General features: G+C 48.5%; 25 protein-coding genes. 11 read left to right on the top strand and 14 right to left on the bottom strand.

The features are described from left to right. Window positions 1-101 precede the first annotated feature (101 nt). Together HMPREF3091_RS09440 and metB are read right to left on the bottom strand one after the other, a co-directional pair. The gene (locus HMPREF3091_RS09440) at window positions 102-2,537 is read right to left on the bottom strand and encodes a bifunctional aspartate kinase/homoserine dehydrogenase II (RefSeq protein WP_070715477.1); all 2,436 of its coding nucleotides are present in this window, start codon (window positions 2,535-2,537) and stop codon (window positions 102-104) included. 56 nt (window positions 2,538-2,593) lie between these two features. After that, entirely contained in the window at window positions 2,594-3,757 is a 1,164-nt protein-coding gene (gene metB, locus HMPREF3091_RS09435) for a cystathionine gamma-synthase (RefSeq protein WP_039186068.1), read from the bottom strand. A gap of 275 nt (window positions 3,758-4,032) precedes the next feature. Between metB and metJ the strand changes: the two genes are divergently transcribed. After that, entirely contained in the window at window positions 4,033-4,353 is a 321-nt protein-coding gene (gene metJ / locus HMPREF3091_RS09430) for a met regulon transcriptional regulator MetJ (protein ID WP_004096927.1), read from the top strand. A gap of 111 nt (window positions 4,354-4,464) precedes the next feature. Here the strand turns inward: metJ and metF are convergent, their stop codons facing one another. The 8 genes from metF to HMPREF3091_RS09390 form a co-directional block, all read right to left on the bottom strand. Next, on the bottom strand, window positions 4,465-5,373 hold the full coding sequence (metF, locus tag HMPREF3091_RS09425; protein WP_004096925.1) for a methylenetetrahydrofolate reductase: 909 nt from the start codon (window positions 5,371-5,373) through the stop codon (window positions 4,465-4,467). Window positions 5,374-5,671: 298 nt separating this feature from the next. Further along, window positions 5,672-7,768 carry a flagellar biosynthesis protein FlhA gene (locus tag HMPREF3091_RS09420; RefSeq protein ID WP_070715475.1) on the bottom strand — a complete coding sequence of 699 codons (2,097 nt, stop codon included), beginning with the start codon at window positions 7,766-7,768 and terminating at the stop codon, window positions 5,672-5,674. Beyond that, window positions 7,755-8,891: a flagellar biosynthesis protein FlhB gene (flhB, locus tag HMPREF3091_RS09415; RefSeq protein ID WP_004096917.1), complete on the bottom strand. Its 1,137-nt coding sequence runs from the start codon at window positions 8,889-8,891 to the stop codon at window positions 7,755-7,757. Before flhB ends, HMPREF3091_RS09420 begins: the two co-directional genes overlap by 14 nt. Further along, the gene (gene fliR / locus HMPREF3091_RS09410) at window positions 8,891-9,664 is read right to left on the bottom strand and encodes a flagellar biosynthetic protein FliR (RefSeq protein ID WP_004096915.1); all 774 of its coding nucleotides are present in this window, start codon (window positions 9,662-9,664) and stop codon (window positions 8,891-8,893) included. The genes flhB and fliR overlap by 1 nt, the downstream gene beginning before the upstream one ends. A gap of 6 nt (window positions 9,665-9,670) precedes the next feature. Next, a complete protein-coding gene (gene fliQ, locus HMPREF3091_RS09405; RefSeq protein WP_004096914.1) occupies window positions 9,671-9,943 on the bottom strand; it encodes a flagellar biosynthesis protein FliQ in 273 nt (90 codons plus the stop codon). A 2-nt stretch (window positions 9,944-9,945) separates the two neighbouring features. Then, window positions 9,946-10,701: a flagellar type III secretion system pore protein FliP gene (gene fliP, locus HMPREF3091_RS09400; protein WP_070715473.1), complete on the bottom strand. Its 756-nt coding sequence runs from the start codon at window positions 10,699-10,701 to the stop codon at window positions 9,946-9,948. Continuing rightward, the gene (gene fliN / locus HMPREF3091_RS09395) at window positions 10,698-11,114 is read right to left on the bottom strand and encodes a flagellar motor switch protein FliN (protein WP_070715471.1); all 417 of its coding nucleotides are present in this window, start codon (window positions 11,112-11,114) and stop codon (window positions 10,698-10,700) included. Before fliN ends, fliP begins: the two co-directional genes overlap by 4 nt. Continuing rightward, on the bottom strand, window positions 11,107-11,982 hold the full coding sequence (locus tag HMPREF3091_RS09390) for a FliM/FliN family flagellar motor switch protein (RefSeq protein ID WP_070715469.1): 876 nt from the start codon (window positions 11,980-11,982) through the stop codon (window positions 11,107-11,109). Before HMPREF3091_RS09390 ends, fliN begins: the two co-directional genes overlap by 8 nt. Window positions 11,983-12,623: 641 nt before the next feature. Here HMPREF3091_RS09390 and HMPREF3091_RS09385 point away from each other — a divergent pair. From HMPREF3091_RS09385 to HMPREF3091_RS09340, 10 genes are all read left to right on the top strand, one after another. Then, on the top strand, window positions 12,624-13,670 hold the full coding sequence (locus tag HMPREF3091_RS09385; RefSeq protein ID WP_070715466.1) for a sigma-54 interaction domain-containing protein: 1,047 nt from the start codon (window positions 12,624-12,626) through the stop codon (window positions 13,668-13,670). A 102-nt stretch (window positions 13,671-13,772) separates the two neighbouring features. Next, on the top strand, window positions 13,773-14,129 hold the full coding sequence (locus HMPREF3091_RS09380; RefSeq protein ID WP_070715464.1) for a flagellar hook-basal body complex protein FliE: 357 nt from the start codon (window positions 13,773-13,775) through the stop codon (window positions 14,127-14,129). A gap of 10 nt (window positions 14,130-14,139) precedes the next feature. Next, on the top strand, window positions 14,140-15,795 hold the full coding sequence (gene fliF, locus HMPREF3091_RS09375) for a flagellar basal-body MS-ring/collar protein FliF (RefSeq protein WP_070715462.1): 1,656 nt from the start codon (window positions 14,140-14,142) through the stop codon (window positions 15,793-15,795). Beyond that, window positions 15,767-16,801, top strand: a complete 1,035-nt coding sequence (locus HMPREF3091_RS09370) for a flagellar motor switch protein FliG (RefSeq protein ID WP_004096903.1) — start codon at window positions 15,767-15,769, stop codon at window positions 16,799-16,801. The genes fliF and HMPREF3091_RS09370 overlap by 29 nt, the downstream gene beginning before the upstream one ends. A gap of 5 nt (window positions 16,802-16,806) precedes the next feature. Next, window positions 16,807-17,586 carry a flagellar assembly protein FliH gene (fliH, locus tag HMPREF3091_RS09365; protein ID WP_083321400.1) on the top strand — a complete coding sequence of 260 codons (780 nt, stop codon included), beginning with the start codon at window positions 16,807-16,809 and terminating at the stop codon, window positions 17,584-17,586. Then, on the top strand, window positions 17,583-18,899 hold the full coding sequence (fliI, locus tag HMPREF3091_RS09360; protein ID WP_070715459.1) for a flagellar protein export ATPase FliI: 1,317 nt from the start codon (window positions 17,583-17,585) through the stop codon (window positions 18,897-18,899). The genes fliH and fliI overlap by 4 nt, the downstream gene beginning before the upstream one ends. A gap of 27 nt (window positions 18,900-18,926) precedes the next feature. Then, a complete protein-coding gene (gene fliJ / locus HMPREF3091_RS09355) occupies window positions 18,927-19,364 on the top strand; it encodes a flagellar export protein FliJ (protein ID WP_004096897.1) in 438 nt (145 codons plus the stop codon). Between the two features lie 16 nt (window positions 19,365-19,380). Further along, window positions 19,381-20,832 (top strand): glycosyltransferase family 2 protein, encoded by a 1,452-nt coding sequence (locus HMPREF3091_RS09350; RefSeq protein WP_070715458.1) that lies wholly within the window; start codon window positions 19,381-19,383, stop codon window positions 20,830-20,832. A 38-nt stretch (window positions 20,833-20,870) separates the two neighbouring features. Then, the gene (locus HMPREF3091_RS09345; RefSeq protein ID WP_070715456.1) at window positions 20,871-21,815 is read left to right on the top strand and encodes a hypothetical protein; all 945 of its coding nucleotides are present in this window, start codon (window positions 20,871-20,873) and stop codon (window positions 21,813-21,815) included. Window positions 21,816-21,905: 90 nt separating this feature from the next. Beyond that, complete coding sequence (locus HMPREF3091_RS09340; protein ID WP_070715453.1) at window positions 21,906-22,730, top strand: FkbM family methyltransferase; 825 nt, start codon at window positions 21,906-21,908, stop codon at window positions 22,728-22,730. A 59-nt stretch (window positions 22,731-22,789) separates the two neighbouring features. Here the strand turns inward: HMPREF3091_RS09340 and HMPREF3091_RS09335 are convergent, their stop codons facing one another. The 4 genes from HMPREF3091_RS09335 to flgA form a co-directional block, all read right to left on the bottom strand. Continuing rightward, a complete protein-coding gene (locus HMPREF3091_RS09335) occupies window positions 22,790-23,923 on the bottom strand; it encodes a capsular polysaccharide export protein, LipB/KpsS family (RefSeq protein ID WP_070715451.1) in 1,134 nt (377 codons plus the stop codon). Window positions 23,924-24,003: 80 nt separating this feature from the next. After that, a complete protein-coding gene (locus HMPREF3091_RS09330) occupies window positions 24,004-24,441 on the bottom strand; it encodes a flagella synthesis protein FlgN (protein WP_004096889.1) in 438 nt (145 codons plus the stop codon). A gap of 8 nt (window positions 24,442-24,449) precedes the next feature. After that, entirely contained in the window at window positions 24,450-24,722 is a 273-nt protein-coding gene (locus HMPREF3091_RS09325; RefSeq protein ID WP_070715449.1) for a flagellar biosynthesis anti-sigma factor FlgM, read from the bottom strand. Between the two features lie 164 nt (window positions 24,723-24,886). Then, window positions 24,887-25,708 (bottom strand): flagellar basal body P-ring formation chaperone FlgA, encoded by an 822-nt coding sequence (flgA, locus tag HMPREF3091_RS09320; protein WP_083321399.1) that lies wholly within the window; start codon window positions 25,706-25,708, stop codon window positions 24,887-24,889. Window positions 25,709-25,741: the final 33 nt, after the last annotated feature.

The following is a 25,741-nucleotide window of genomic DNA, read 5'->3' as shown; positions in this document are numbered from 1 at the left end:
TTTGCTGACCGGCGAACGAAACATTTCACCGCAGTCTCATAAGAGACAGGCATACAGAATCCTTCACCGCAATGACATAAACAAACCCGCTGCACCCACTCTTACAATAACGCTGCCAGCCGGTTCAAATCCGACTGAATGGCTCCCGCAGTCACATCTCGCCCCGCTCCTGGGCCGCGAATAACCAGTGGGTTATCGCGATACCAGCGGCTTTCAATGGCAAACACGTTATCACACGGTAACAGCGCTGCCAGTGGATGCTCTGGACGTACTGCTTCTACGCCAACGCGTGCTTTACCGTTAGCATCAAAGCGTGCCACATAGCGCAATACTAAACCTAGCTCGTTAGCCGCTTCTAAGCGCTGGATCATCTGCTCGTTCAAGTCCTCGCCGTTCTCGAAGAAGTGATCGATAGAACCGCTTTCACAACCGGCGGGTACCAGTGATTCCACGCGAACCTGATTAGGCTCGATATCGTAGCCCGCTTCACGCGCCAGAATCACTAGCTTGCGCATAACGTCTTGGCCAGAGAGATCGACGCGTGGATCGGGTTCGGTGAGTCCTTGCTGCCATGCTTGGTCTACTAAATCGGTAAATGGCACAGTGCCATCAAACTGGAGGAAGAGCCAAGACAGGGTACCGGAGAAAATTCCGCTGATGGACAAAATGGAGTCACCGCTGTCGCGTAGATCGCGCACCGTATAGTTTACCGGTAATCCCGCGCCGACGGTTGCGTTATACAGCCAGTGACGACCCGTTTTTTCAAACGCATCTCGGATCTGGCGATATTCATCACTGCCTGATGCACCCGCTAATTTATTGGCGCTGATAACGTGGAAGCCATAGCTGGCAAAATCACGATACTGCTGCGCCAGCGATTCACTGGCCGTAACATCTAACACCACTAAATCGTCGTAAGGATGGGCACGCATCCACAGGAACAGACTTTCTTCATCCATTTCCTGCGCTTCATCATCGAAGAATGCCAATGCACGGCTGGCATCTAATCCTTCATAATTGAGCAAACTTCGGCTGCTATCGACCACGCCTGCCAGTACAAATTCAAATCCGCTACGAGCCGAAATATTTTCCTGCTCACGGGCAAACAGCTCTAACCAGCGGGAGCCGATATTGCCTTTGCCCATTAACACCAGCCCGACGCGCTTTTCAGCACGGAACAGGCTGGTATGCAGCCCTTGAATCAACGCTTCGGTTGGGCCACGTCGTAATACGGCTACCAAGCTGATACTGTCTTCCGACTGGCAGAAGAATTCGATTGGTTGATCTTTTAGCTGCTGATAGAAACGGTGGCTGTGCAGTGGATTCTTGCATACGCCTGCGCCGACTAACGCAACCAGAGCCAAACCTTCGCGCAGCTGCAATAGCCCCGGCACGCCAGACTCTTCTAGCAGTTTCAGTGCGCTGCCAACCACCTCTGCGGTATAACACAGCTGAATCATATGACGGTCGCGATGTACGCCAGTGGCTAACGGTCGCAGCTGTGAACGCTTCAGCACACGATCAACTTCTTGACGTACGTTTTCAAAATCATGGCTTTGCGGAACGTTGAGTTCAATCAGGCAAACTTCATCATGGCTGGTGACAATTTTGGCACCAGTGCCTGAAGCTAAAACGCGCTCTATGCGCGTCGAGCCCTGCTCTGGCTGGTAGCTACAACGCAGCTGCAGATCGATATCGCTAGCGGAAACTGGCTGTAAAGTACGCGCATGCAGCACCGGCGCGGCTAAACGTGCCAGTTCACTGGCTTCATCTAAGCGCAGCAGCGGCAGCAGACAAGCATCTTTAACCTTACGTGGGTCGGCGCTGTACACACCGGCTACGTCACTCCAGATCGTGACACGGGAAACGCCGGCCAGTGAGCCGATTTGGGTTGCAGAGTAGTCGGAACCGTTACGCCCCAACAGTACGGTTTCTCCTGCATCGTTGCGGCTGATAAAACCGGTGGCAACCAAACGCTTATTGGGATGCTGCGCCAACAGCTGCTGTAACAGAGGATAAGAGCGGCCTTCGTCCACCTGCGGCTGAGCGGAGCGCTCGGCACGGAGGAAATCGCGTGCATCAAGCCATTCTGACTCCATGCCTTTGACGTTCAGTAGCGCAGACATCAGACGTGCCGACCAGATCTCACCGTGTCCGACCACTTCAGCGTAGGTTGCATCGCACATAGGTTCATCGAGCAATGTGGCCAAACGCTCCAGATCTGAAGTAAAACGCGCAACCAGAGGCTCGGCCAGTTCGGCAGGCAGCAAGCCCGTGATCAATTCCGACTGATAGCGGCGCAGCGCCTGCTGTACCTGATGAGCAGAGATCCGGTCAGTTTGGCTCAGCCTCAACCAGCTAATGAGCTGGTTGGTCGTGCTACCTGCGGCGGAAACGACCATCATATCGCCAGGGAAGCTGTACTCCGCCATGATCCCCGCGACGCGCAGATAACATTTCACATCGGCTAAACTACTGCCGCCAAACTTATGCAGTTGGCGTCCTACCGCCTGCCCAGCTACCGGTTGTGCGCTCATTCTTTACCTCTTAAAGCCAGCCTAATATGCAGCGTCATCTCTTGAAAAACAGCACGTTAGCGTTGGCTGTTAGCTTTCTGGAACGCCTGTTCCAGATCGGAAATTAAATCATCGCTATCTTCGATGCCCACAGAAACACGTAGCAGGCTTTCTGAAATACCTGCGGCTTTACGGGCTTCTGGAGCCATACCTGCGTGAGTCATAGTGCCTGCGTGGGAAATCAGACTTTCCACGCCGCCTAAAGATTCTGCCAGTGTAAACAGTTGCAGTGCATTTAGGAATCGCCGGAGCAGGGCTTCATCGCCATCCAGTTCAAAACTTAACATGGCTCCAAAACCAGACTGCTGGCGGCAGGCAATTTCATGGCCTTGGTTTTCTGGTAATGATGGGTGATAAAGTTTTTTAACCAGCGGCTGCTGCTTGAGGAAATCAACGATTTTCAGCGCATTTTGCTGCTGTAGCTGAATTCGTGGGTTTAGGGTACGCAAGCCGCGCAGCAGTAAATAACTGTCGAATGCACCACCGGTGACCCCAATATTATTCGCCCACCACGCCAGCTCGGTGACGTGTTCTGGTGATTTGGCGATCACGGTTCCCGCCACCACATCAGAATGGCCGTTCAAATATTTTGTGCAGGAGTGCAACACCAAATCCGCGCCTAGTTTCAGAGGTTGCTGTAGCGCAGGGCTCAAGAAGGTGTTATCCACCACGGTTAATGCGCCCGCTGCTTTTGCCGCCGAGCAGATTGCGGCGATATCAACCACGCGCAGCAGTGGATTACTGGGTGTTTCAATCAGCACCAGCTTAGGTTTTTGTTCTAACGCTGCGGCGAGCGCCTGTGCATCACCCTGATCGACAAACAGCACGTTATACGCACCGCGCTTGGCGAGGCTATCAAACAGACGATAGCTGCCGCCGTAGCAGTCGTGCGGCGCAACCAGAAGATCGCCCGGTTTGAGGAATACGGTACACACCAGATGAATAGCAGACATGCCGGAGCTCGTCATGACTGCGCCAGCGCCCCCCTCAAGCTCAGCCAAAGCACGCTGAACTACATCACGCGTAGGATTTCCACGGCGAGAATAGTCATGTGCGCGTGGCTCATTGAAATCGGTAAAGTTGTAGGTGCTGGATAAATGGATCGGTGGAACCACGCAACCATACTGTTCGTCATCGTTCAAACCGCTGCGCACTGCAAGTGTTGCCTGCTTATAAGTCACGTTGTTCTCTCCGCGCTGGGTGATGTGTAGGGTGAAAGTGGAATAAAGATTAATCGCTTCGAATATAGACGTCAATACTTCTAGACATCTAAACTTCTTTGCGTATAGATTGAGCCTTGAGGAAATAACCGCTAAAATTATGTCAGTTTGAAGTGCGCTGAGGTCACAGAATAGTGACATAAACTGATAAATCAGACACTTTGTGAGCATAAATCGTGAGAATCGGACATAATTAGCCGTTTCTCAAAATAACTAAGTCTAACGAAGGTATCCCCATGGCTGCTGAATGGAATGGCGAATACATCAGCCCTTATGCTGAGCACGGCAAAAAAAGCGAGCAGGTGAAAAAGATCACTGTATCTATTCCGCTGAAAGTGCTGAAAATTTTAACCGACGAGCGTACTCGCCGTCAGGTTAACAACTTACGTCATGCAACCAACAGTGAATTGCTGTGTGAAGCTTTTTTGCATGCATTCACTGGTCAGCCACTGCCTAACGATGCGGACCTGCGTAAAGAACGTAGCGATGAAATTCCTGAAGCAGCGAAATTGCTGATGCGTGAGATGGGTATCGACCCAGATACTTGGGAATATTAATTTCCTCTGGTGCCAAAATAAAAACCACGCTTTGTAGCGTGGTTTTTTTTGTCGAGTAGAACCGAGTTTTAACCCCCTGTGACGGGGGAGAAGACAGGTAACGAATGCCGTTTAAGCGATGATAGGAGCATGCACTTCAGGACGCACACCCAGTGTATGGCAAATGGCGTAGCTCATCTCAGCGCGGTTTAGCGTATAAAAGTGGAAGTCTTTCACGCCTTCACGGCTGAGGATTTTCACCATATCCATCGCGATATTAGCCCCGACCATTTTGCGGGTTTCTGCGTCGTCATCTAGACCTTCAAACATGCTGGTCATCCAGTGAGGAACGCGCACGTTCGTCATGGTGGCAAAACGCTGTAGCTGCTTGAAGTTGGATACTGGCAAAATTCCTGGCACGATTTCAACGTCAATGCCCGTTGCCACGCAACGGTCGCGAAAACGTAGATAGCTTTCAACGTCGAAGAAAAATTGGGTAATTGCGCGATTGGCACCGGCATCTATTTTGCGTTTCAGGTTGATTAGATCGGCCTGCGGGCTTTTCGCTTCTGGATGCACTTCTGGGTAGGCTGCTACCGAGATGTCAAAATCCCCGACCTCTTTCAGTAAAGAAACCAGATCGCAGGCATACATATCCGGTTTGCCGCCACCGGCTGGCAAATCGCCACGCAGGGCAACGATATGACGAATACCGTTATTCCAGTAGTCCTGAGCAATGGTGCGCAGCTCGTCACGCGTGGCGTCTACGCAGGTAAGATGCGGCGCAGCTTCAAGCCCGGTGCGCTCTTTGATGCCTTTAATAATGCTATGGGTACGGTCACGTTCACCAGAATTTGCGCCGTAGGTTACAGAGACAAACTTGGGTTTCAGGCTGCTTAAACGATCGATGGACTGCCAGAGAGTATCTTCCATTTCGCTAGTGCGCGGCGGGAAGAACTCAAATGACACATTAATTTGTCCGTGCAGTTCTGCCAGACTTTGGTTCAACGCCTCGCGCTGATTTGCGTGAAAGAAACTCATACCCCGTCTTCCTCTTGTTGACCTGTTCGCGCGTAGCCGCACTTTTTATTATCGTTTTCATTAAGCGTCTATACGTTTAGACGTCTAAACATGAAATTGCCGTAAGTTGGTCACTGAGTCAACAGTTAAATGAATTTCTCGCATGATGAATGTTCAGTGGGAGGTGAAATTAATTCATGTGCGCGCGCAGCGGCGGCCAGTGGTACACACGGGTTACCATGTGCTCGTGAATAGTTTCGCCCACCCATCGACGATATGTCAGTCCGCGGGCGAAATCTTTTCACTTAAGCTTAGAGTATTAGGCTAACGTGCCTACAATGCTTAGATCGCTGTCATCTGGTACCTCGTTATATGACAGCACCTGTAATCCTGAGGCAAATAGGCGTGCGTAACGCGAGAGGATTGGACGCAATTGCGGTGCAACCAACAGAATCGGGGCATAGCCTTGCGCCTTCATCTGCTCGTGGATCATTGGCATGGTATTTTGTAGTTGAGACAAAATATTTGGATCTACAGGGAAGCTATCTAATGCTACTTTTCCTGCCTGCTGCGATTGGTTCAGCGCGCTAAGCAGAAGATTTTCCAATTCATTATCAATGGTATATACCGACAGCGAGCTTTTATCGCCGTTTACACTGTTAATAATGGCGCGGCGCAGAGCGTAACGCACATCGGCCGTTAAGAGTATCGGGTCTTTGGTTACCGCAGCGCTTTCAAGCAGCGTTGACGCGATGGTAACGATATCTTTTAGGGAAACCTGTTCAGTCAGCAACTGACGATAAATTCGCAGCAGTTGGCTGAAGTTAAGCGCACCAGCGAGATCTTCTGCCAGTTTTGGCGCTTGCAAACCAAGACGGGCATGCAAATGCGTTATATCGTCATAGTTGAACAGTTCGGGTAGATAGTGGCGCGCTACTTTGTTGACGTGTGTCGCCACCACGCTGGCACAGTCAACCACCTGATAACCCAGATTCAGCGCCTTGGCTTTTTGCTCCGGCATGATCCAGATGATCGCCATGCCGTAGGCAGGATCGGTGTCTAATACGCCGTCGATTTCGCCATACAACTCAGCGCCCGGAATCGCCATCAGCTTATCGGAATGAACCTCACCAGTGGCGACTTTTATTCCATTGATGTGAATCGCATATTGCGCTGGTTTTAAGCGGAAATTTTCACGGATCCGGATCTCGGGCAACAGTACGCCGCAGGTTTCAGAAATGACCTGACGCACGCCTCGAATACGTTGGGAAAGCGGACTGCCTTTCGCGGAGTCAACTAGAGTGACCAGTTTGTATCCCAGATTTAAGCCGATAGGCTCAATGAGCGGAATGCTATCCCAGCTTACAACCGGTGTGCTGTCTTTGGATATGGCGTTGCTGATTGCTTCCATATCGGTTACTGGTTCGGCCTTCTGGACTTTTTTACCCTGCTTCCAAGCGGCAAATAGCAAGAGGCCAGTAAAGCTCAGGAAGGCGATATGCGGCATTCCCGGCACTACGGCTAAAATAAACATGACGAACGCGGCGGTGTAAAGCACGGCCGGTTTGGCTAGCAGCTGGGTTTTGATTTCGTCGCTAACGTCTTCACCATCGCTGACACGAGTCACGATAATAGCGGCAGCGGTTGCCAGCAGCAGAGAAGGGATCTGACCAACCAAGCCGTCACCGATGGTCAGCAGGACATATTGCTGGAATGCTTGGCTAGCATCTAAATCATACTTAAAAATACCAATACAGATACCGCCGATCACGTTGATTATCAGGATCATTATCCCAGCAACGGCATCACCGCGGACAAACTTCGAGGCACCATCCATCGCACCATAAAAGTCGGCTTCGTTGGCGACGTCTTTACGTCGCGCTCTTGCCTGTTCCTGATTGATCAATCCCGCGTTAAGGTCAGCGTCGATAGCCATCTGTTTACCTGGTAGGGCATCCAGCGTAAATCGGGCAGAGACCTCGGATATACGTTCCGCGCCTTTTGTCACCACGACGAAGTTGATGATCATCAAAATGACAAAAACCACAAAGCCAACAACGAAGTTACCGCCGATCACCACCTGTCCAAAGGCTTCAATAACCTTACCAGCGGCGCCAACGCCTTCGTGCCCGTGGAGTAATACGACGCGAGTTGAGGCTACGTTCAACGTCAGGCGCATCAGCGTGGTGATCAGCAAAATTGTCGGGAAAACGGCGAAATCGAGCGGTCGCTTACTGTTAACCGCAACCAACAATACGATGACCGCCAACACGATGTTGAAGGTAAACAGAATATCCAGCACCAGCGGAGACAGAGGTAGAATAACCATTGCCAGTACGCACAGTAGCAGGATCGGGACGCCAACATTCCCCTGTCTTAATGTTGTAAAAGCCAGCTTTAACTTACTGTTTGCCATGCGTCTTTAGCACCTCTTTCGGGATCTCAATTTGCGTATTCAAACGGGGTTTAAATTCAGTTTGTCCTGAGCGCCAGGATTTAATTTGCATCACATAGGTCAATACGTGAGCGATAGCGCGAAATAGTTGGGCCGGTATTTGCTGATTAACTCGGGTTGTGTGATATACCGCGCGTGCCAGCGGAGGGAACTCCACCACTTCAATATTGTTGGTCATTGCCACCTCACGGATATACAGCGCGATATCGTCTATGCCTTTTGCCACGATAAATGGCGCTTGCGCTTTATCTGGGTCATATTTCAACGCCACCGCGTAATGTGTTGGGTTAGTTAAAATCACATCTGCGGTAGGAACGGTCTGGTTGATCTGCCCCATTGCCATTTGGCGCTGTAGCTGACGGATTCGGCCTTTGACCTGCGGATTACCATCGTTGTTCTTGTACTCTTCTTTGACTTCCTGTTTCGTCATGCGCATTTTTTTTGTGAACATGAATTTGCTGAGCGGCACGTCGATAAAAGCAAAGATCACGATGATGGCAACGAAATAGCTAATCACGTGATGCAAAATTTCAAATCCAGCGATAATGGCCTGACGCAGATACAGGGTTTGTAACTGCAGCAGTGGCGTCAGCGAGTCATGGACCATCATGTATAGCGTGATTAGTAGCACGATACATTTCGCCAGCATTTTGCCTACGTCAACGTAATGGCTGGCAGAGAACATGCGTTTTACGCCGCTGATCGGGTTAATCTTTTTAAAATCGGGTATGAGCTTACTGGGCGTGAAAACCCAGCCGCCGGGCACCATACTTGCCACGATACAGGCAACGGGAATTGGGATCAGCGTGGCAATGAATTTCAGCAATATGAAAACATTACGCAGTAAAAACTGCTCAATGACGCTATCGTCATTCAGTTTGCCGCCCATCACGCTGACCGACATAAAGGATTCGCCGATCAGATGGCGATAGTAAGGAAAAAACATCGTCATGGTGATAAACGACGCAAGCAGGCCAGTCGCCATCGTCATATCTTTGGAGCGTGGAATATCCCCTTTACCACGGGCTTTACGCAGCTTGCCTGAGGTGGGTTTTTCGCTTTTTTCACCAGAACTGGCTGACATCAGTTCACTCTCATATTGTCGAGCCGAGCTAAGATCTCATTGGTTAGATTGAGATAGTGGTCGGGTACATTAGTGATAATCAGCGTCATACACAGCAGGCCAAACAGCATACTGATAGGAAAACCGAGCGAAAATAGATTAAGCGTTGGCGATACGCGATTTAGCAAGCCAAACCCCCCCTGCACAATCAGCATGACAAAGGTGGTCGGCAACGCGATAAGCGTGGCGGAAGACATAATCCAACCGAGGCTCAGCGCCAGCGTACGCAGAGAGAAATCATTGATTGCTTGACCAATTGGCCAATAGATAAAGCCTTTATACAGAATGGTCATAAACAGCAGATGCCCATCCATAGTGAAAAACAGCAAGGCGCAGAAGATAAAGATGATCTGGGAAATCACCGTGGTAGATGAACCGCTACTAGGGTCGTTCATCATTGCCATCCCCAGTCCCATATTCATCGACAGAATATGCCCAGCAGTTTGTAGCGCAACAAATACCAGCTGTAGCGTAGCGCCGAACAGAAATCCCCATAGAATTTGTTCGCCCATAAGGATCACGCTGCGCATCGACATCAGTTCGGTTAGCACTACATTGTTAGGCAACATTGGCGTGATCAGAATGGAAAGCACTAGCGCGGTACCAATCTTGATACGGCGTGAAAAAGATTTCTGGTCGAATATTGGGCAGAAATGCAGAAAAGATAAAATACGAACCAAGGGCAACCAAAGTGCCATCAGAGGCGTAATTAATGACTGAATATCAATGCCCATGGCGATTTATCCAACCAGCGCGGCAGCTTGATGGAAGATGTTGATAGTAAAATCTGAAAGCTGGGTGAGCATCCATTTCCCACCAAAAATGAGCACCAGTAGCGTCATCACTAAACGAGGCAAAAAGCTGAGTGTTTGTTCATTAATTTGCGTCGTTGCCTGAAAAATACTGACGCATAGGCCAACCAGAAGGCTGGGGATAATGGCGACCACGGAAATTAGCAGCACTAATCGAATGCCGCTGGCCATGATGTCACCAGCGATGTCCATCGTCATCATCGCTATAATCCCTGCACGCTTGAGGTCAGGGTGCCAACGATAAGTGTCCAACCGTCGCACAGCACGAAGAGCATTAGCTTGAACGGTAGAGAGACAATCAACGGTGACAGCATCATCATACCCATTGCCATCAAGATACTGGCGACAATCAGGTCAATGACCAGAAAGGGAATATAAATCATAAAGCCAATTTGGAATGCGGTTTTCAGCTCACTGAGAATATAAGCTGGCGTCACAATGGTGAGATCTTGCTCTTCTGCTTTACCGCTCACCTGTGCAATGCCCATCATCTGCGCCATGGCTTTCTGACTGGTTTGCGCCAGCATGTATTTTTTCAGCGGAGCTTCGGCTTTCACCAATGCTTCTTTCATCGTGATCTGATCGCTTTGGTATGGCACTACGGCGTCGTTATAAACCGTGGTCCAAACGGGGCGCATCACCAACAAGGTTAGTGCCAGCGCAATCCCGGTCAGGATTTTGTTAGGGGGGCTTTGTTGCAACCCTAACGCCTGACGCAAGATCGCCAGCACGATAATAAAGCGGGTGAAACAGGTCATCATGAGAACCATGATTGGCAATAGGCCAAGCAGGGTCATCAAGATCAGAATTTCAATTTTAACGTTGTAATCCTGTCCACCACCGTTATCTGCGGTGCTAAATAGAGTCACATCCCCGTTGGCAGCCAGCAGTAGCGGAGAGAATAGTAATCCGAGGGTAAGCAGTAGTGTCAAACCACCGGAGCGGATCATGCGGCTCATCGCGCAAGTTCGCCTAAATCTTTGCTGTTGAATTCGATAATGCGCAGGCCATATTTGTCATTCAGCACTACGACTTCTGCTTTACCGAACAGTATGCCGTTAACTTTGATATCTAGAGGTTCACCGGCTAATTTATCGAGTTCAATGACCGAGTCATTATTGACGGTCATCAGCTCAGCCAAAGAGATCTCTACCGAAGCGACTTCCAACGTCAATGTGACCGGAATGCGGCTAAAGAGCGACATTTTGCGCATTTTATCCAACGGACTCTCGCTGGCGGAGTTCTGCTGTAAATCGTAACGAATGTTGTTTTCTCGAGTCTGGTTTTCTGCGCTTTCTGACTTTGGCGCTTCAGACAGAGTAAAATCGTCGAAGTTAAGTTCCTGCGCCAGATCGGTTTGTTGATCACTCATAGTTCATCTCGGTGGTTTTATCGTTGAATTCAGACAAGAACAATTTGCCGCGGTCTTCAGCTACCACGGCGGTAAACATTTGTTCTTTACCGATAAAGATAGGAAGTTGCTCATTAAGCGAAATAGGAATGATATCGCCAGCTTCAATATTTAATAATTGAGAAACAGTAATATTTAAACTTGCCAAGCGACCGTTAAGTCTTAATGGCAGACTATAAAACATACGTTCGATTTGTGCGGGCGTTATATTTTCTCGTTGTAGGGTTTCTTCTGCTGGCCCACGTAAGGTTGCCAACATGCGGTCCACATGCTGGTTATCCAATAGAATAGAGAACCCGCCATTGTCATAACCTTCTAACCAGAAGGTGGCGCAGTAAGACCATTGACTCACAACCGTTGAGTAGTCGCTCTTAATCTCTAATGGCTCACCAAATATTTCTTGGTTCATAATTAAGTTAGTGAGTTCTTGAGCCAGCTTGGTTTTTAATCGCTCTTCAGTTTTGGTCGTGGGTTGCCCTACATCAGGAGAAAGTTGGGTATTCTCTTTGCACAAACCATAGTAGTCATGAAGAATATCTAGCAACAGAATTCGGTCGATATCAAATGCGATATTGCCATGTTGAGTTGAAAACAACTGAGCGTTTTTGTAAGTGCAATCCATTTGAAATGTCATTTCTTTTAAAGATACATTTACACGATACTTTTTCAAAAAGTAAATGCTCAGTTTGGCATCTAAGATGTCAAAGCAGTCATTCATAATCTTGGGCAGCTTATGATAAGGACGACCCAGTTTATTCACTTCAAGCTTAACCAAGTCAGGATGCTGATTTCTGTTATATATTCTGATTCTGTTTGCTGAAGGTTGCATGTCTATTCCAAGTGTTACGCTATTTTGGCTCTCGGTGTCTTACGCTAACTAACCTTAAATGGTGTTTGCCAAAAGTTTGTAAAAAAATTCATTTGTCACTTAAGTTATGATTTCAGTGAGTCGTACTGTTTATTTATAGGAACCAACTTGGCTTCAACTTGTTCTCGACAATCTTCATAACAAATTCCTTTTTCACGGGAATAGGATTAAACCTTCATTCCTCTTTTCATACAAGACTGTTTGCCTTATTAATCTATTATTTTATTTAGATTAATATCGATTAATAACTTTGTATCACTATGAATTAAAAGAATTTATTTTTTAATACTCATTAAAAACAAGACAATGCTTAATGTGTCTATATACTCGCAATTATTAGATCGTAACGTAAGTAAATTAGTCACTATGTTTACTTTTTTTCGGCATAATCGACATATTGTAAACATGTTTTTTAATTGTTAATTAGCATGAGTTTTTATGATGTCATTAAGTATTCTTGTGCGGGTTATATTTAAGATTGTCATTTCTGGGAAAGAGGATGAGATCTGTTATCAATAAGATCGCAGGAAACATTAGTACAGTAACAAAATACCTACGAATATATATGTAGGCCACTCGATTTATAGAGGCTGTAACGCACCATGAATATTATTGTCGATCACCAATCTCACAATGAGAACGGATTTATTGCTAATGCGCCATCCAGTGTTAGCGTGTTTTCATTAGCCCGTCGTGTGGCCAACTTTAATGTTTCTGTTCTCATTACAGGTGAGACAGGTACGGGGAAGGAGTGTGTGGCGAAATATATTCACCATCACGCGTTAGGCGATAACTCTCCTTATATTGGTGTTAACTGTGCAGCCATTCCAGAAAGCATGCTAGAAGCCATTTTATTTGGGTATGAGAAAGGTGCATTTACGGGGGCGGTAACCAGTGTTCCTGGTAAATTTGAGCAGGCTAACGGTGGTACCTTATTGCTTGATGAAATTGGTGATATGCCACTGCCTTTACAGGCTAAATTACTGCGAGTTTTGCAGGAGCAGGAAGTAGAGCGTTTAGGAAGTCATAAAAAAATTCCTCTAGATATTCGCTTAATTGCTTCAACGAATAAAGATTTACATGTAGAGATTGCTGAGGGCCGTTTTAGACAAGACCTCTTTTATCGTTTGTCCGTTGTGCCGATTCATATTTCGCCCTTGCGTGAACGTACCCAAGATATTATTCCTTTAGCGTTACGCTTCATTCAAAAATATCGAGCATTCCACGCAGGTAAAACTCAACTGACCGAAGAGGCTCGTCAGGCGCTACTACAATACAAATGGCCTGGTAACGTGCGTGAATTAGAAAATGTGATTCAGCGAGGGCTTATTCTCAGTAATAACGGTGTCATTAAAGCGAGTGATTTTGGTCTCACTGCCACGTCTATACCCTCAGCACCAGCAATGCCGGCATTACCTGCCTATGACGAAAATGCGCCTGTATCTGCCAGCGAAGCCGCAGTGCCTGCTATGCGCAACGTAAAACTGCATGGGCGTATGGCGGAGTTTCAGTACATCGTCGATCTGCTTAAACGCCATAAAGGCAATAAATCTAAAACCGCAGAATTTTTAGGTATTACTCCGCGTGCGCTGCGCTATCGATTGGCATCAATGCGCGACGAAGGCATTGATGTGGAATGTTATTCCTAGGGGGAATCCTCTCTCGAAGCTAATGCTCCGTGGTGAGTTCCCGCGAATTACGCCGCGCTTTACCTAAAAATAGGCTTAAGTGGCCCGTTAAGGAAATATGAGATGGATAAGATTGAAGGTTTAGGTATTCCGGCATCGCAAATGCAAATGATGCAGCGGATGCAGCAAACTGCGGCGATAGCGTCAGGTATGACGATTACACCGGCGAACAGTGCGCTGTTTTCCTCTGCGACACAGTCAGTGTCATTTGGTAAAGCGATGAATAATGCCATCAACCATGTCGATCAGATGCAGCATGTGGCCAGTGCCAAGCAAACGGCGATCGATATGGGACAAAGTGACGATTTAACCGGCGCAATGCTGGAAAGTCAGAAAGCCAGCGTGGCCTTTTCTGCCATGGTGCAGGTGCGCAATAAGCTCACCACGGCGCTGGACGAAGTTATGAATATCGCCCTCTAAAGGTTAGTCAGTGTTAAACAAAATTAAAGCCAGAATCCCGGCCTTACCGCAGGGCATTAATAAAAATATGTTGATGATAGGTGCTGCAGCCGTTGTGCTGACCGGCGCCATTGTCATTTCTTTATGGCGCAGTAATCAGGGTTATGTCGCGCTGTTTGGTTCTCAGGAAAATGTCCCTGTCTCACAGGTCGTTGAGGTATTGGGTGCGGAAAATATCGCCTATCGGGTTAACCCAGATAACGGTCAGCTTCTGATTGATGAAGGCAAGTTGCCTAAAGCGCGTATGGCTTTGGCCGCTAGAGGGATCACCGCGATGATGCCTAGTGGCTATGAGCTGATGGATAAAGAGGAGATGCTCGGTAGCAGTCAGTTTATCCAGAATGTCCGTTATAAGCGTAGTTTGGAAGGTGAGCTGGCGCAGACCATCATGGGACTCGATCCTGTTGAGCATGCGCGCGTACATCTGGGGCTAATGGAATCCAGCTCGTTTGTGTTGAGTAATAAACCCGATAGCAGTGCCTCCGTGGCGGTGCGGTTACGCTATGGTAAAACGCTAAATGACCAACAGGTTGGTGCGATAGTACAACTCGTCGCGGGCAGTATTCCTGGTATGAAAGTGGCAAACGTGCGCGTAGTCGATCAAAACGGCACATTGCTGTCTGAGGGCTTCCAAGCTGGGAATACCAGCATTGCAGGTATTCGTCAGGGTAACGATGTCGTTAATCGCCTCAAAGTTGATACGGAAAAGAACATTGCCAATTTGCTGAGCTCGATTGTAGGTACTTCCAACTATCGCATCAGCGTGGTGCCACAGGTGGACATGAGCAGCGTTGAAGAGACGCAGGAGCGCCTCGGCGGCGATCCGCGCATCAGCAATGAAAATATGAATCAGGAAAATACCACCAATGAATTGGCGATGGGCGTACCGGGCTCATTGAGCAATCGTCCGGTTCCTCCGGCTCCGGCGGCAGGCACTGCTCCCACAGAGAACAATAATCAGCAGGCACTCTCAACGCGCAATCAGGCGCAGCGTACGTATGCTTACGACCGAGATATTCGCCATATCCGTCATCCGGGTTACAAGTTGGAAAAAATGACGGTTGCCATTGTGCTGAATAAGGCGGCTCCTGCATTGGCCGAGTGGACGCCCGCTCAGGTTACCAATCTTACTAAATTGATTGAAGATGCCGCAGGGATCAGCCGCGATCGTGGGGATTCGCTAACGCTCGACATGATGGCGTTCACCGCACCAAACGATCTTGATCTGCCGGTGATGACCTGGTGGCAGGATCCGGCGATTCAGCGCTGGGGTGAGATGGGCGGTATGGGCTTTCTTGCCTTGTTAGCCGTGCTGTTTGGTATTCGTCCGATAGCTCGTCGATTGGGTCAGCAACGTGAGCCGATCACCGTTGATGCCATTGCCGATGAAACGCCAGACAGCAAGTTGCTGGAAAACGAAATGGTGACCACGGATGAAGGGCTAACTCAAGGGCTACCAAATGCCATCGCCTTCCAAGAAGACAACAATTTGCCGCCGCAAAGCTCCGGACTGGAGATCAAGGTGGAATATATGCAAATGCTGGCTCAGAGCGAAACCGAGCGAGTGGCTGAAGTATTGAAACAATGGATTAACAGTAATGAGCGTGATAGCACAAAACAATCATAGTAGAACCATCGCCAACGGTGAGCGCAGCCGATTGGAACAGGCAGCTATTTTGATGCTGAGTATTGGTGAAGCCGCTGCGGCGACGGTGATGCAAAAGCTTAGTCGTGAAGAGGTCATTCGCATCAGCGAAACTATGGCGCGCATGCATGGGGTGAAAGTGGCTCAGGCGCGTCAGGCCATGAATAATTTCTTCCAAGATTATCAAGAGCAAAGCGGTATCAATGGTGCATCACGCACTTATTTGCAGGGAATCTTGGAAAAGTCGCTCGGCGGGGAAATTGCGCGCAGCGTTATCAACGGCATTTATGGCGATGAGATCCGCTATCGTATGGCTCGCCTACAGTGGGTGGATATACCACAGTTGGCAGCGTTGATTGAGCAAGAGCACTTACAGTTACAGGCTGTTTTCTTGGCCTTCCTGCCCCCTGAAGTGGCCGCAGGTATTCTGACTTATCTGCCGGAAGAGCGTCAGGACGAAGTCGTTTATCGCATTGCCAAATTGGATGACGTTAATCGCGACGTGATCGATGAGCTCGATCGTCTGATTGAACGCGGCGTGGCAGTGCTATCTGAACACGGTTCTAAAGTCACCGGCATTAAGCATGCGGCCAACATAATGAACCGTATCCCTACTAATCAGCAGATTTTATTGGATCAACTGCGTGAGCGTGACGAAGACGTTGTGGATGAGCTGAAAGATGAAATGTACGAATTCTTCATCCTCAGTCGCCAGAACACCGCCACGCTGCAGCGTTTGATGGATGAAATTCCGATTGAAGATTGGGCCGTGGCACTGAAAGGTACCGAAACGGTGTTACGCCAGTCGATTTTCAACGTTATGCCTAAACGCCAGGTTCAATTACTGCAAAGTACCACCGCTCGTCTTGGGCCGGTTCCGGTTAGCCGTATCGAGCAGGTGCGCAAAGAGATCATGAGCTCTGTGCGTTCGTTAGCTGAAGAGGGCGAAATTCAGGTGCAGCTATTTGCTGAACAGACCGTGGAATAATCGCGATGTATAAAGAAAATCAAAAATCAGTATTTGCTTCGCTGAATAGTCGTCGTGTGGCTACCTCGGGTCAAACAATTCCACGCCAGCATAAATTTCCGCCCCTGCGTAAAAGCTGGCAAAAGACCAATAGCATGATGAGTGAAAGTGGTGAACCGGCATTGTCACTCGATCCGGCAGAGTATCAAAAACAACTGATGGATGGTTTTCAGGATGGTTTAAACCGCGGTTTTGCTCAGGGTATTGAGGAAGGCAAAGAGGAAGGTTATCAGGAAGGCGTAAGTCTAGGCTTTGAAGAGGGCATGCGTAAAGGTCTTGCTGAGGGAAAGCAGGCTGGCAAGCAGCAGTTTCTAGAGGCCGCAGAACCCATCGATACTTTGGCTAGACAGCTACAATGCTATCTCGAAAGCTATGAATTACGCCGCCGTGAAGAGTTATTACAACTGGTTGAAAAGGTCACTCGCCAGGTCATTCGCTGCGAGCTAACGTTGCAACCAACCCAGATGCTAGCGCTGGTGGAAGAGGCTCTCAGTAGCCTGCCGCAGATCCCAGATCAGATTAAAGTGTATCTAAACGCCGAAGAGTTCCGCCGTATTAGCGAGGCCGAACCGGATAAAGCCCGTGAATGGGGGCTGTGTGCTGACGCTGAAATGGCGCCGGGCGAATGCCGCGTAGTGACGGATACGACAGAGATGGACATTGGCTGTCAGCACCGCCTCGATCAGTGTATGGACGTGCTGCAAAGTAGTTTGCTGCCTGATGCGACCGATGAGCAAGCGGCATGATAAACACTGATTTTGAGCAAGCGCTTAAATCCATTGAAAACATTAATCTGGCACGGGTCGCTGGGCGTCTGGTTCGTGTCAACGGCATTTTGCTTGAGTGTGTTGGGTGTCGTTTAGCGATAGGGCAGCTCTGCCGCGTGGAAAGCACCGAACACGATTTAATGGATGCGCAGGTGGTGGGCTTTGACCGTGATGTCACCTATCTGATGCCGTTCAAACATCCGGCGGGGCTGATCGCGGGGGCGCGCGTATTCCCAACTGAAAAAGACGACGGTGTGCTGATTGGCGACCAGTGGCTAGGGCGTGTGGTCAACGGATTAGGCGAACCGCTTGATTCCAAAGGTAAGCTCGGCGGCGATACTCTATTACCACCTCAGATTGCACAAATTCATCCTCTAACGCGCCGTCCGGTGGAAGAGCCGCTGGATGTCGGCGTGCGAGCGATCAACGGATTGCTGACGATTGGTAAAGGTCAACGTGTTGGTCTGATGGCGGGCAGTGGCGTGGGTAAAAGCGTGCTGCTTGGCATGATCACGCGCTACACCCAAGCGGAAGTCGTGGTGGTGGGATTAATCGGTGAGCGTGGCCGAGAAGTCAAAGAGTTCATTGATAATTCGCTCGGCGCAGAGGGGATGGCAAAGTCCGTTATCGTCGCAGCGCCAGCGGACGAATCGCCGCTGATGCGAATTAAAGCGACTGAACTGTGCCATTCCATTGCCAGCTACTACCGCGACAAAGGCAAAGACGTGCTGTTGCTGGTGGATTCGCTGACTCGTTATGCGATGGCACAGCGTGAGATTGCACTGTCATTAGGCGAGCCTCCCGCCACCAAAGGTTATCCACCATCAGCATTTGGCATTATTCCTAAGCTGGTGGAAACCGCAGGTAACAGTACGGGTAACGGCACCATGACCGCTATTTATACCGTATTGGCGGAAGGTGATGACCAGCAGGATCCTATCGTCGACTGCGCTCGCGCGGTTCTTGATGGTCACATTGTGTTATCGCGCCATTTGGCTGAAGCCGGGCATTATCCCGCTATTGATATTGGTCAGTCGATCAGTCGCTGTATGAGTCAGGTCACACAGCGCGAGCATCAGCGTGCTGCGCGAACGCTGAAACAGCTATATGCCGAATATATGAGCATTAAACCGCTGATCCCTCTGGGGGGATATGTTGTTGGCGCAGACTCCACGGCAGATCGGGCGGTAAAACTCTCTCCGGCGATACACAGCTTCTTACAGCAAGAAGTCGCTGATGCGGCGTTGCTCGACGGCACCATCAGCGATCTGTGCCTTTTGGCGCGGGCTTGATATCGGTATGACTAGTGGATTATCCCAATGAGCAAAATTATTACGACGTTGGAACAGCTGCGTCAGCTGCGTAATCGCGCGGTGCAAGACATCAGCGGTCGGCTCTCCTCACAGAAACAACTTTGCCAGCGCTATGAGCGCAATATTGCGGCGCTCACCGAGCTTTCTGCGGGCGTACAGCCAGTGGGAGGTTGCTCGGCGTTGTTGATGAACAACCAGTCTGGCTACAAGAAAAATATTCAACGTGTCATCGAATGGCAAAAACAGGAACAGGCATTAGCTGATATTCAGGCCAAGCAGTTACAGGCTGAATTAATTCATGAAGCTCGTCGTGAGAAAAGTGTGGAGTTGGTGTTGGAACAGCGTCGTGATTTAGCCACGCGCGAACGTGAGCGGCAGGCGCAGAAAGTCACTGACGGTATCTCCGCTCAATGTTGGTTGCGTCGTCAGGCCGCAATACGCTAACCCACGTCAATGGAATATGATTGTGAATAAAAGCCCAAAAAACACCTCAGCTAATCTGATGAGCACGCTGATTCAGCGGCAAAGCGGTGGACGAGTCGAAGGGAAAAAGCCTTTCGTTAGCGTAGTGTGCCCCAGCTTCAACCGCCGTGAGTTTTTGCCCTATCTGCTTTACATCTATCAGTATCAGGATTATCCCGCCGACCGCCGCGAGTTGATTATTCTGGATGATTCAGCACACAGCAGCCAAGATTTAGTCGATATGCTGGTGGATAGCAGTGTAGAAAACGTGCGCTATATCCACAGTGAGCATAGTTTGATGCTGGGCGAAAAGCGCAACATGCTAAACGACCTCGCTGTTGGGGAATATATCGTCTGTTTCGACGACGATGACTACTATTCGCCGCAAAAAATCTCGTATCAAGTGGGCGAGTTACAACGAAATAATGCGCTATTTTCTGGCTCTGATCAGATCTACGTCTGGTATAGCCATTTGAATAAAATTTATCGCACACATCCCTTTGGAACCAATCACGCGCTAAACGGCACTTTTGCATACCATAAAAACTTTCTAAAAAAGCATCGCTATGAGCACGAAGCCATGCTGGCCGAAGAACAGGGGTTTCTTAATAATTTTACGGCCCCTGTGTTACAGATTGATCCATTGCGCGCCATTTTGTGCGTGTCCCACAGTGCTAATACCTATGACAAAGACTTCATTATGGCCAGCTGCGAGCCGGTTGAGCTGACTTTGGAAGATTTTGTGAAGGATGCCAACTTGCTGGCGCACTATCGACGTTTAAGCCATACCCCTTCAACCAAGCCTGTTTACTGGGAATGTTTTGAGAAAATTGTCGTGCTGTTCGATTCCGCTTTAGAAGAAGTATTGATCGCGCAGTGTCAGGCATTGGTTGCTTTTGGCATACCGGCCGAACGGCTGGTTTGCTTGCCGAAACGGGCGGGTTCATCTCGTGAAATTGCTGAGTTAGAGACACATTGTGCGCTGCTAGAACAAGCCCAGCAGGAAGGCTGGGGTAACGTACTGATATTGGATGCTGCTATCCAGTTTGTAAAAAAAGAAAACACCGTGGCGAATGTGAACGGCTTGCTTCAGGCCTTGCCAAATATTGAATGGAACGTGTTGTTACTCGGCGCGAAGCATTTTGATATGCAGATGATGGAAAGCTTGCCTTCTGTGGGGCGCGTTCGTGATGCGCTATGTGGCTGTGCGTATGCGGTTAACGGCACTTATTACCCCCTGCTACTGGCTCACTACCGCGAATGTTTAGCCGCGTTGCAACAGGGTACAGAACCCAAAGCTGGACGTATGGATATGCGCTGGAAAGAGCTGATGCAACAACATTGTTGGCTGGCGTTTCATCCCAGCTTTGCTTATCTGAACCGTGATTGGGATTACCTGCAGGATAAAGAGATCGACTGCACCCATTGGTTCTTTAGAAAACCTAAATGAAGAACGGTGCCGTCGGCATTGTTTGGGAGAAGATTTAAATGCAACTGATTGAGAGTTATCAGCCTGAGTACGTCGCTCGTTTTTCCGCTCGTGATGAGTCTTGCGGTTGCCCTGCATGTAAAACCGCGCAGGGGGAGTTTCCGATGGTGACCCAACGTTTCCTGAATCAGGAGCGTGAAAGCTTGCTACTGGGCTGCGAAAGTGCCTTACGTGAGACACTGTTTAACCCAGACGCTTTTATCTTGCATCCGTCACAGGCGCAGGCAATGGCTGAAGAAGCGCTAAGTCCGTGGCTTGAGCAGATGAATCAGCAGTGTATTAACTTGGCGATCCATCCAAAGATGGATTTATCATGCAGCTTGTATGCCATAGGCGTGTTGATAAGCAAAGCGCAGGCGCTATCCGATCAGGGTGATAAGTCGTGTGAACAGATTGCATCAATGGGTGAGCAACTGACGCTGTTGGCCGAGCAAAACGTATTACAACAACAGCTGGGCATGCTGCCACCGATTGTTGAAAGCCGTCTAGAGGCGCTGCAAGGCATGGGGGCAATGCGTTTGAATCTTAATCTGCCGTTAGCCCAAAAAATGTCGATGATGTTGAAACTGAGTGAGTTAGCCATTATGCAGCCCGCACGTTTAGCCGAACGATTACAGCAACTGGACGCTGCGTGGCAAACCCAGACGCTGTTTGTTCAGCATCCGTATATTCTGCGTAATGTGCTGTTGTACTGCCTGTATCACTCGGTGTTCCCAGGCTCCTCCACCAATAATTACGGTGAATCTTTCTTAGCTCTCGCTCGCCACTTCTTCCGCCTGAAAATGTTATGTGCAATGTGGCTGACTGATAACGCTGAACTTACCGAAGGCAATATCGTGACGTTGTTCAGTGCCTATTTTGCTTGGCATCAGAATGAGGCTATACCGTCAAATGCGGATCATACCGCGGATTACAGCTTATTGACGGGACTGGCGTTGCTCTGATCGTTTTCCATCCTCTGGCTAATTGCTTCGTTTGTGGTTCAGAGGATGCTTTTTATTTAAGATTTTTTGGTTAACCAGAGAGCCTGTTATATGCGTTCCGTGTCGACTATACACGTTTGGGATTTAGAACCCATCATCCAGCCGCAAGGTTATGTCTCGTTTCCATTGGCAAACCGAGAGATCATCTTTGAACTGAATAACGCTCATGAGCGTATGTATGCAGCTAAGTGCTTATTAAAGGTACGTCATCCACAGTCCGATGTAGATAACTTGCTATTTGAACGCTTTATTCAACCGGAAGATCATATATTGGATGCTGGCGCAAATATTGGTTATACCGCGCTGACTTTTTTGGCGTTGGGGGCAAAGAAAGTCGTGGCATTGGAGCCGGTACCGTATCTATTCGACAGGCTAAGCACGCTGGCTGGCAACGATCTGATTACGGTAGAAAAAGCAGTTTCTGCAGAGGACGGTCAAGCTGAAATTATGCTCTCCCAAAGTCATAATCAAGGCTCGAGTATTAAACCCGAGCTGGTGGAAATATTTCCAGAGGTTTACGGCACAGAACTCAAAAAAATGCAGATTAATACCACAACAATTGACCGTTTAGTGGAGGAGCATGGTCGATTTGATGTGTGGAAATTGGATATTGAAGGTGCAGAAATAGACGCATTGCGTGGTGCTATCAGTACGCTAAAATTGTGCCCTCCTCGGATTATCTTTGCTGAATTGTATGCTGATGCTCTCGTCGGCTTTTACCAATTAGTGAGTGCGACACATCCTCATGTATATCGCGCACTCATTGATATACAAAGCTACCAGCTACACCTGTGTGACCCTACGCTGCAAAATGTAGACGGTTTTTATCAAACCAGTCCGATGTATGTTTTTTCTCAGCAAGAGATTGTTTTCTAATACAGAAAACTAACAAGATCTCCCCGGTAATGGTGTGGGGCATACCATTGTCGGGGAAATTATCGAGCTAAAAATGCCTGCGCAGTTTTGCGATTAATGATTGAGTTGCCAAAGAAGTGAACGTCAGAAAACAGATAATGATGGATATATTTTTTCAGCCGTGAGGCATTAAAATGTTTATAGAAACACTCACCCAGTATTTCAACTTTCTTGTCATACAGCATCGCTTCTAATCCCACCGTTGAGTTAATGGTAATAACGCTTTCAGCTTGCTGGATGAGCTCATTAGTACTTTCTAGGGTTAAATAAAAACCTAACTCAGTACGTAATCTTTCAATATGTTTTATTTCGTCTTCTGACATTTCAGCAGGATGTATCTTTACCGCAAGCATACAGCCTGATTCAGTTGCGCGTTTTACGGCATGGGCAATGGCATCTTGATTTTTATGCTTGGCATACATCCAAAGCTGAGCGTCATTGGAAACTTGTAATGGTAGGAAAATGAAGGCTTTTCCTGAATCTAACACCGTCTGATGCGATATATGTGCGATAAGTGAAGAAAGTGGGTTTCCCTGCGCCTGTGGAAGTGTTTTACGTTTTTCCTCGACGTATTTTTTCATCCAGCGATGATGCTTTACGGGATCAACATCGGGATAGCTATCGAGTAATTCAGGCCGAGAAGCGAGCCTTGAACTCGCGTTGGTTCCTTGTGGATCGATAAAAACCTTCCCAGGTAAATTAGCCAGCTCGATAAAGCGAGTCTCAATTTGAAGAATATAGCTAGCAGTCGCCGCTGCTTTTGAGTAAAGGCCGCATCCGCTACACATAATGAGTTTGGTAATATTGAGTTCTTTTATGACATAGGAGAAATACATTAGGGTAGAAAAATAACACCGCCAGCACGATTCGTAGTCAACGCCGCCTATCAGGTGTTCAAAAGACTGGGTTATATCCCGATGAATTCTTTTGAATAACGCAGGTTTGCTTTGCGCTATATTTTCTGGCTCAGGGGCACTGGCATTATCGGGGATTCGATATAATTGGCAACTTGGCGCTCTTTGGGCGATAAAATTAAATGCCTCATCATCACGTACAAAGAAAACGATTTTTCGCCTCTCACTTTCACTTAACCCTGCCGTAATACGAGCAAAAAAATTGGCATAGCCCAAGCCTTCGATCACAAAACCCTTCATGAAGTCGTCCAAATGGTTTGACTGTCTAGCATGATAATCCTACAGCAGATTTAGATAAGTATTTTAAGGTCTGTCGAGGCTCACCCTGCCTGATACAAATACGCTTCCGGTTGGTCGGCGTTGAGCAGATTGTTCAGAATGTCTTGCTGCATGTGCAGCATAATACCGTTGCGTTCGTTGATATCTTTGCAGCGCTTTGCTTGCTGTTCCAAATCTAACCAAAGCGCATTTACCTTTGACTGGTGCTGTTCTGGTAGACGAGCGAACAAATCGGCAATTCCTTTGCGCCCACCGGTGACACCCAGTGACTGCAAAATTTGGTGACGTTTTTGCGCACTTTCCGTTAAGCGTTGGTAGTGGGCAACCAGCTTTTCATTTAGCGTGGAGAGGTCGGCTGCGTTGTGTGCGACGATCAAGGTGCGCTGTTGCTCTAGCAGAGCGATAAGCTCAATGTAGATTTTGCGATCGCTGACGATATCTTGGATTAGCGTATTAACCTTTTGCGCAGGCGTAGTCATAGTCCTTTTTACCCTTTGTAATATTTCTCTATGGCGAGCGTGAGTTCGTCCAGATTGATGTCAATTTTTCCGGCGCTGATGGCATCTTTCATCGCGGTTACGCGTGCCATATCCACTTCCGGCATCGCAGCAAGTTGTGATTGCGCTTCACCCAATACCGGATCAACCGGAGCAGCAGCCTGAGTACGTAGCGGGGTCGTAGATTCCGCACTGACACTTTGGGTATTTGCGGCGTTGTTTACGGCCTGAGTCAGGTTGTACTGGCTTGGGGTTACTTTCATTGCATCTCTCCGAAACGGGTATCCCGTGGGTCATTTTGTTTGGCTGCGCAAGTTTAACCGCTAGTCCTATCGATTCGTGATATTGGCTAGAAGCGGAAGTCTTCCTTCCATACCGAACTATAGCGACCCGCAAACAGCAAAACTTAATTATCTAAGTCGAAACTTTATTGCCCCGGTGCATAAAGCATGCGTACCACGCCCATGTTATCGACGACGGCGCTCACGACTCGTTGGCTACTCTCGTTTTTTACTTTGATCATGTCGCCCTTACGACCCTTTTTCATCGCTTCTCCCATTGTGCGCGCTTCGATACCGTCTTGTTCGGCAATCATCATGACGCGTTGGCCGCGTTCAACCATGATCGGCTGCTCGAGCTGAGCAGGGCTAATTGGCTGTAAATCACGAATGCGCCGTTTGACCGTCAAACCGACAACCTCATCAGGATTGGTGATAACGCCAGCGCGACTGCTGGAGATATTGCGTTTTTTTAGCTCAATGTCGGAGGGGGAAATCACGGTGCCGCGTTCGAGGGTATTTTTAGCCACGATCACCGGCAAATAGATGTCAGGCTTGACGGTGACGTCAACTTCCCAACCGTTGGCATCTTCACAGCGGATATCGTAACGCAGACGGCTAAGGTCACGTTTATCGCCGGTCGGCAACGCTGCCTGCAATGGCTGGCTACATACGCGATAACGACTGACCTCTGAAGGAATAAATACGTTCATTTTGGCGTTGAAGTCCTTCCAGTTTTTGCGCTTGGCTTCTCGGTTGATATCGGCTGTCGCAACGTCTACCGCAAGGGCATAGATCTGCTTACGCGCACTGGAAGTGCTGGGTTTGGAATTGGCTTTCATCGCCCAGCCAGTGGCGAGCGGAAGGGTGCATAACCCAAGGATCAGTAAGGCTTTACCGAGGGTATTTTGCGGAAGGAAGAGATTTTTCCTAGCGCCGCTAATTAGAGGTTTAATTTGTTTATTAATCATATCGTTATAACTCTGGCATGGTAATTGCTATAT

This window comes from Hafnia sp. HMSC23F03 (assembly GCF_001816025.1).
In the GTDB taxonomy this organism is placed as follows: Bacteria; Pseudomonadota; Gammaproteobacteria; order Enterobacterales; family Enterobacteriaceae; genus Hafnia; species Hafnia paralvei.
This window is presented reverse-complemented; position numbering and strand designations above follow the sequence as displayed.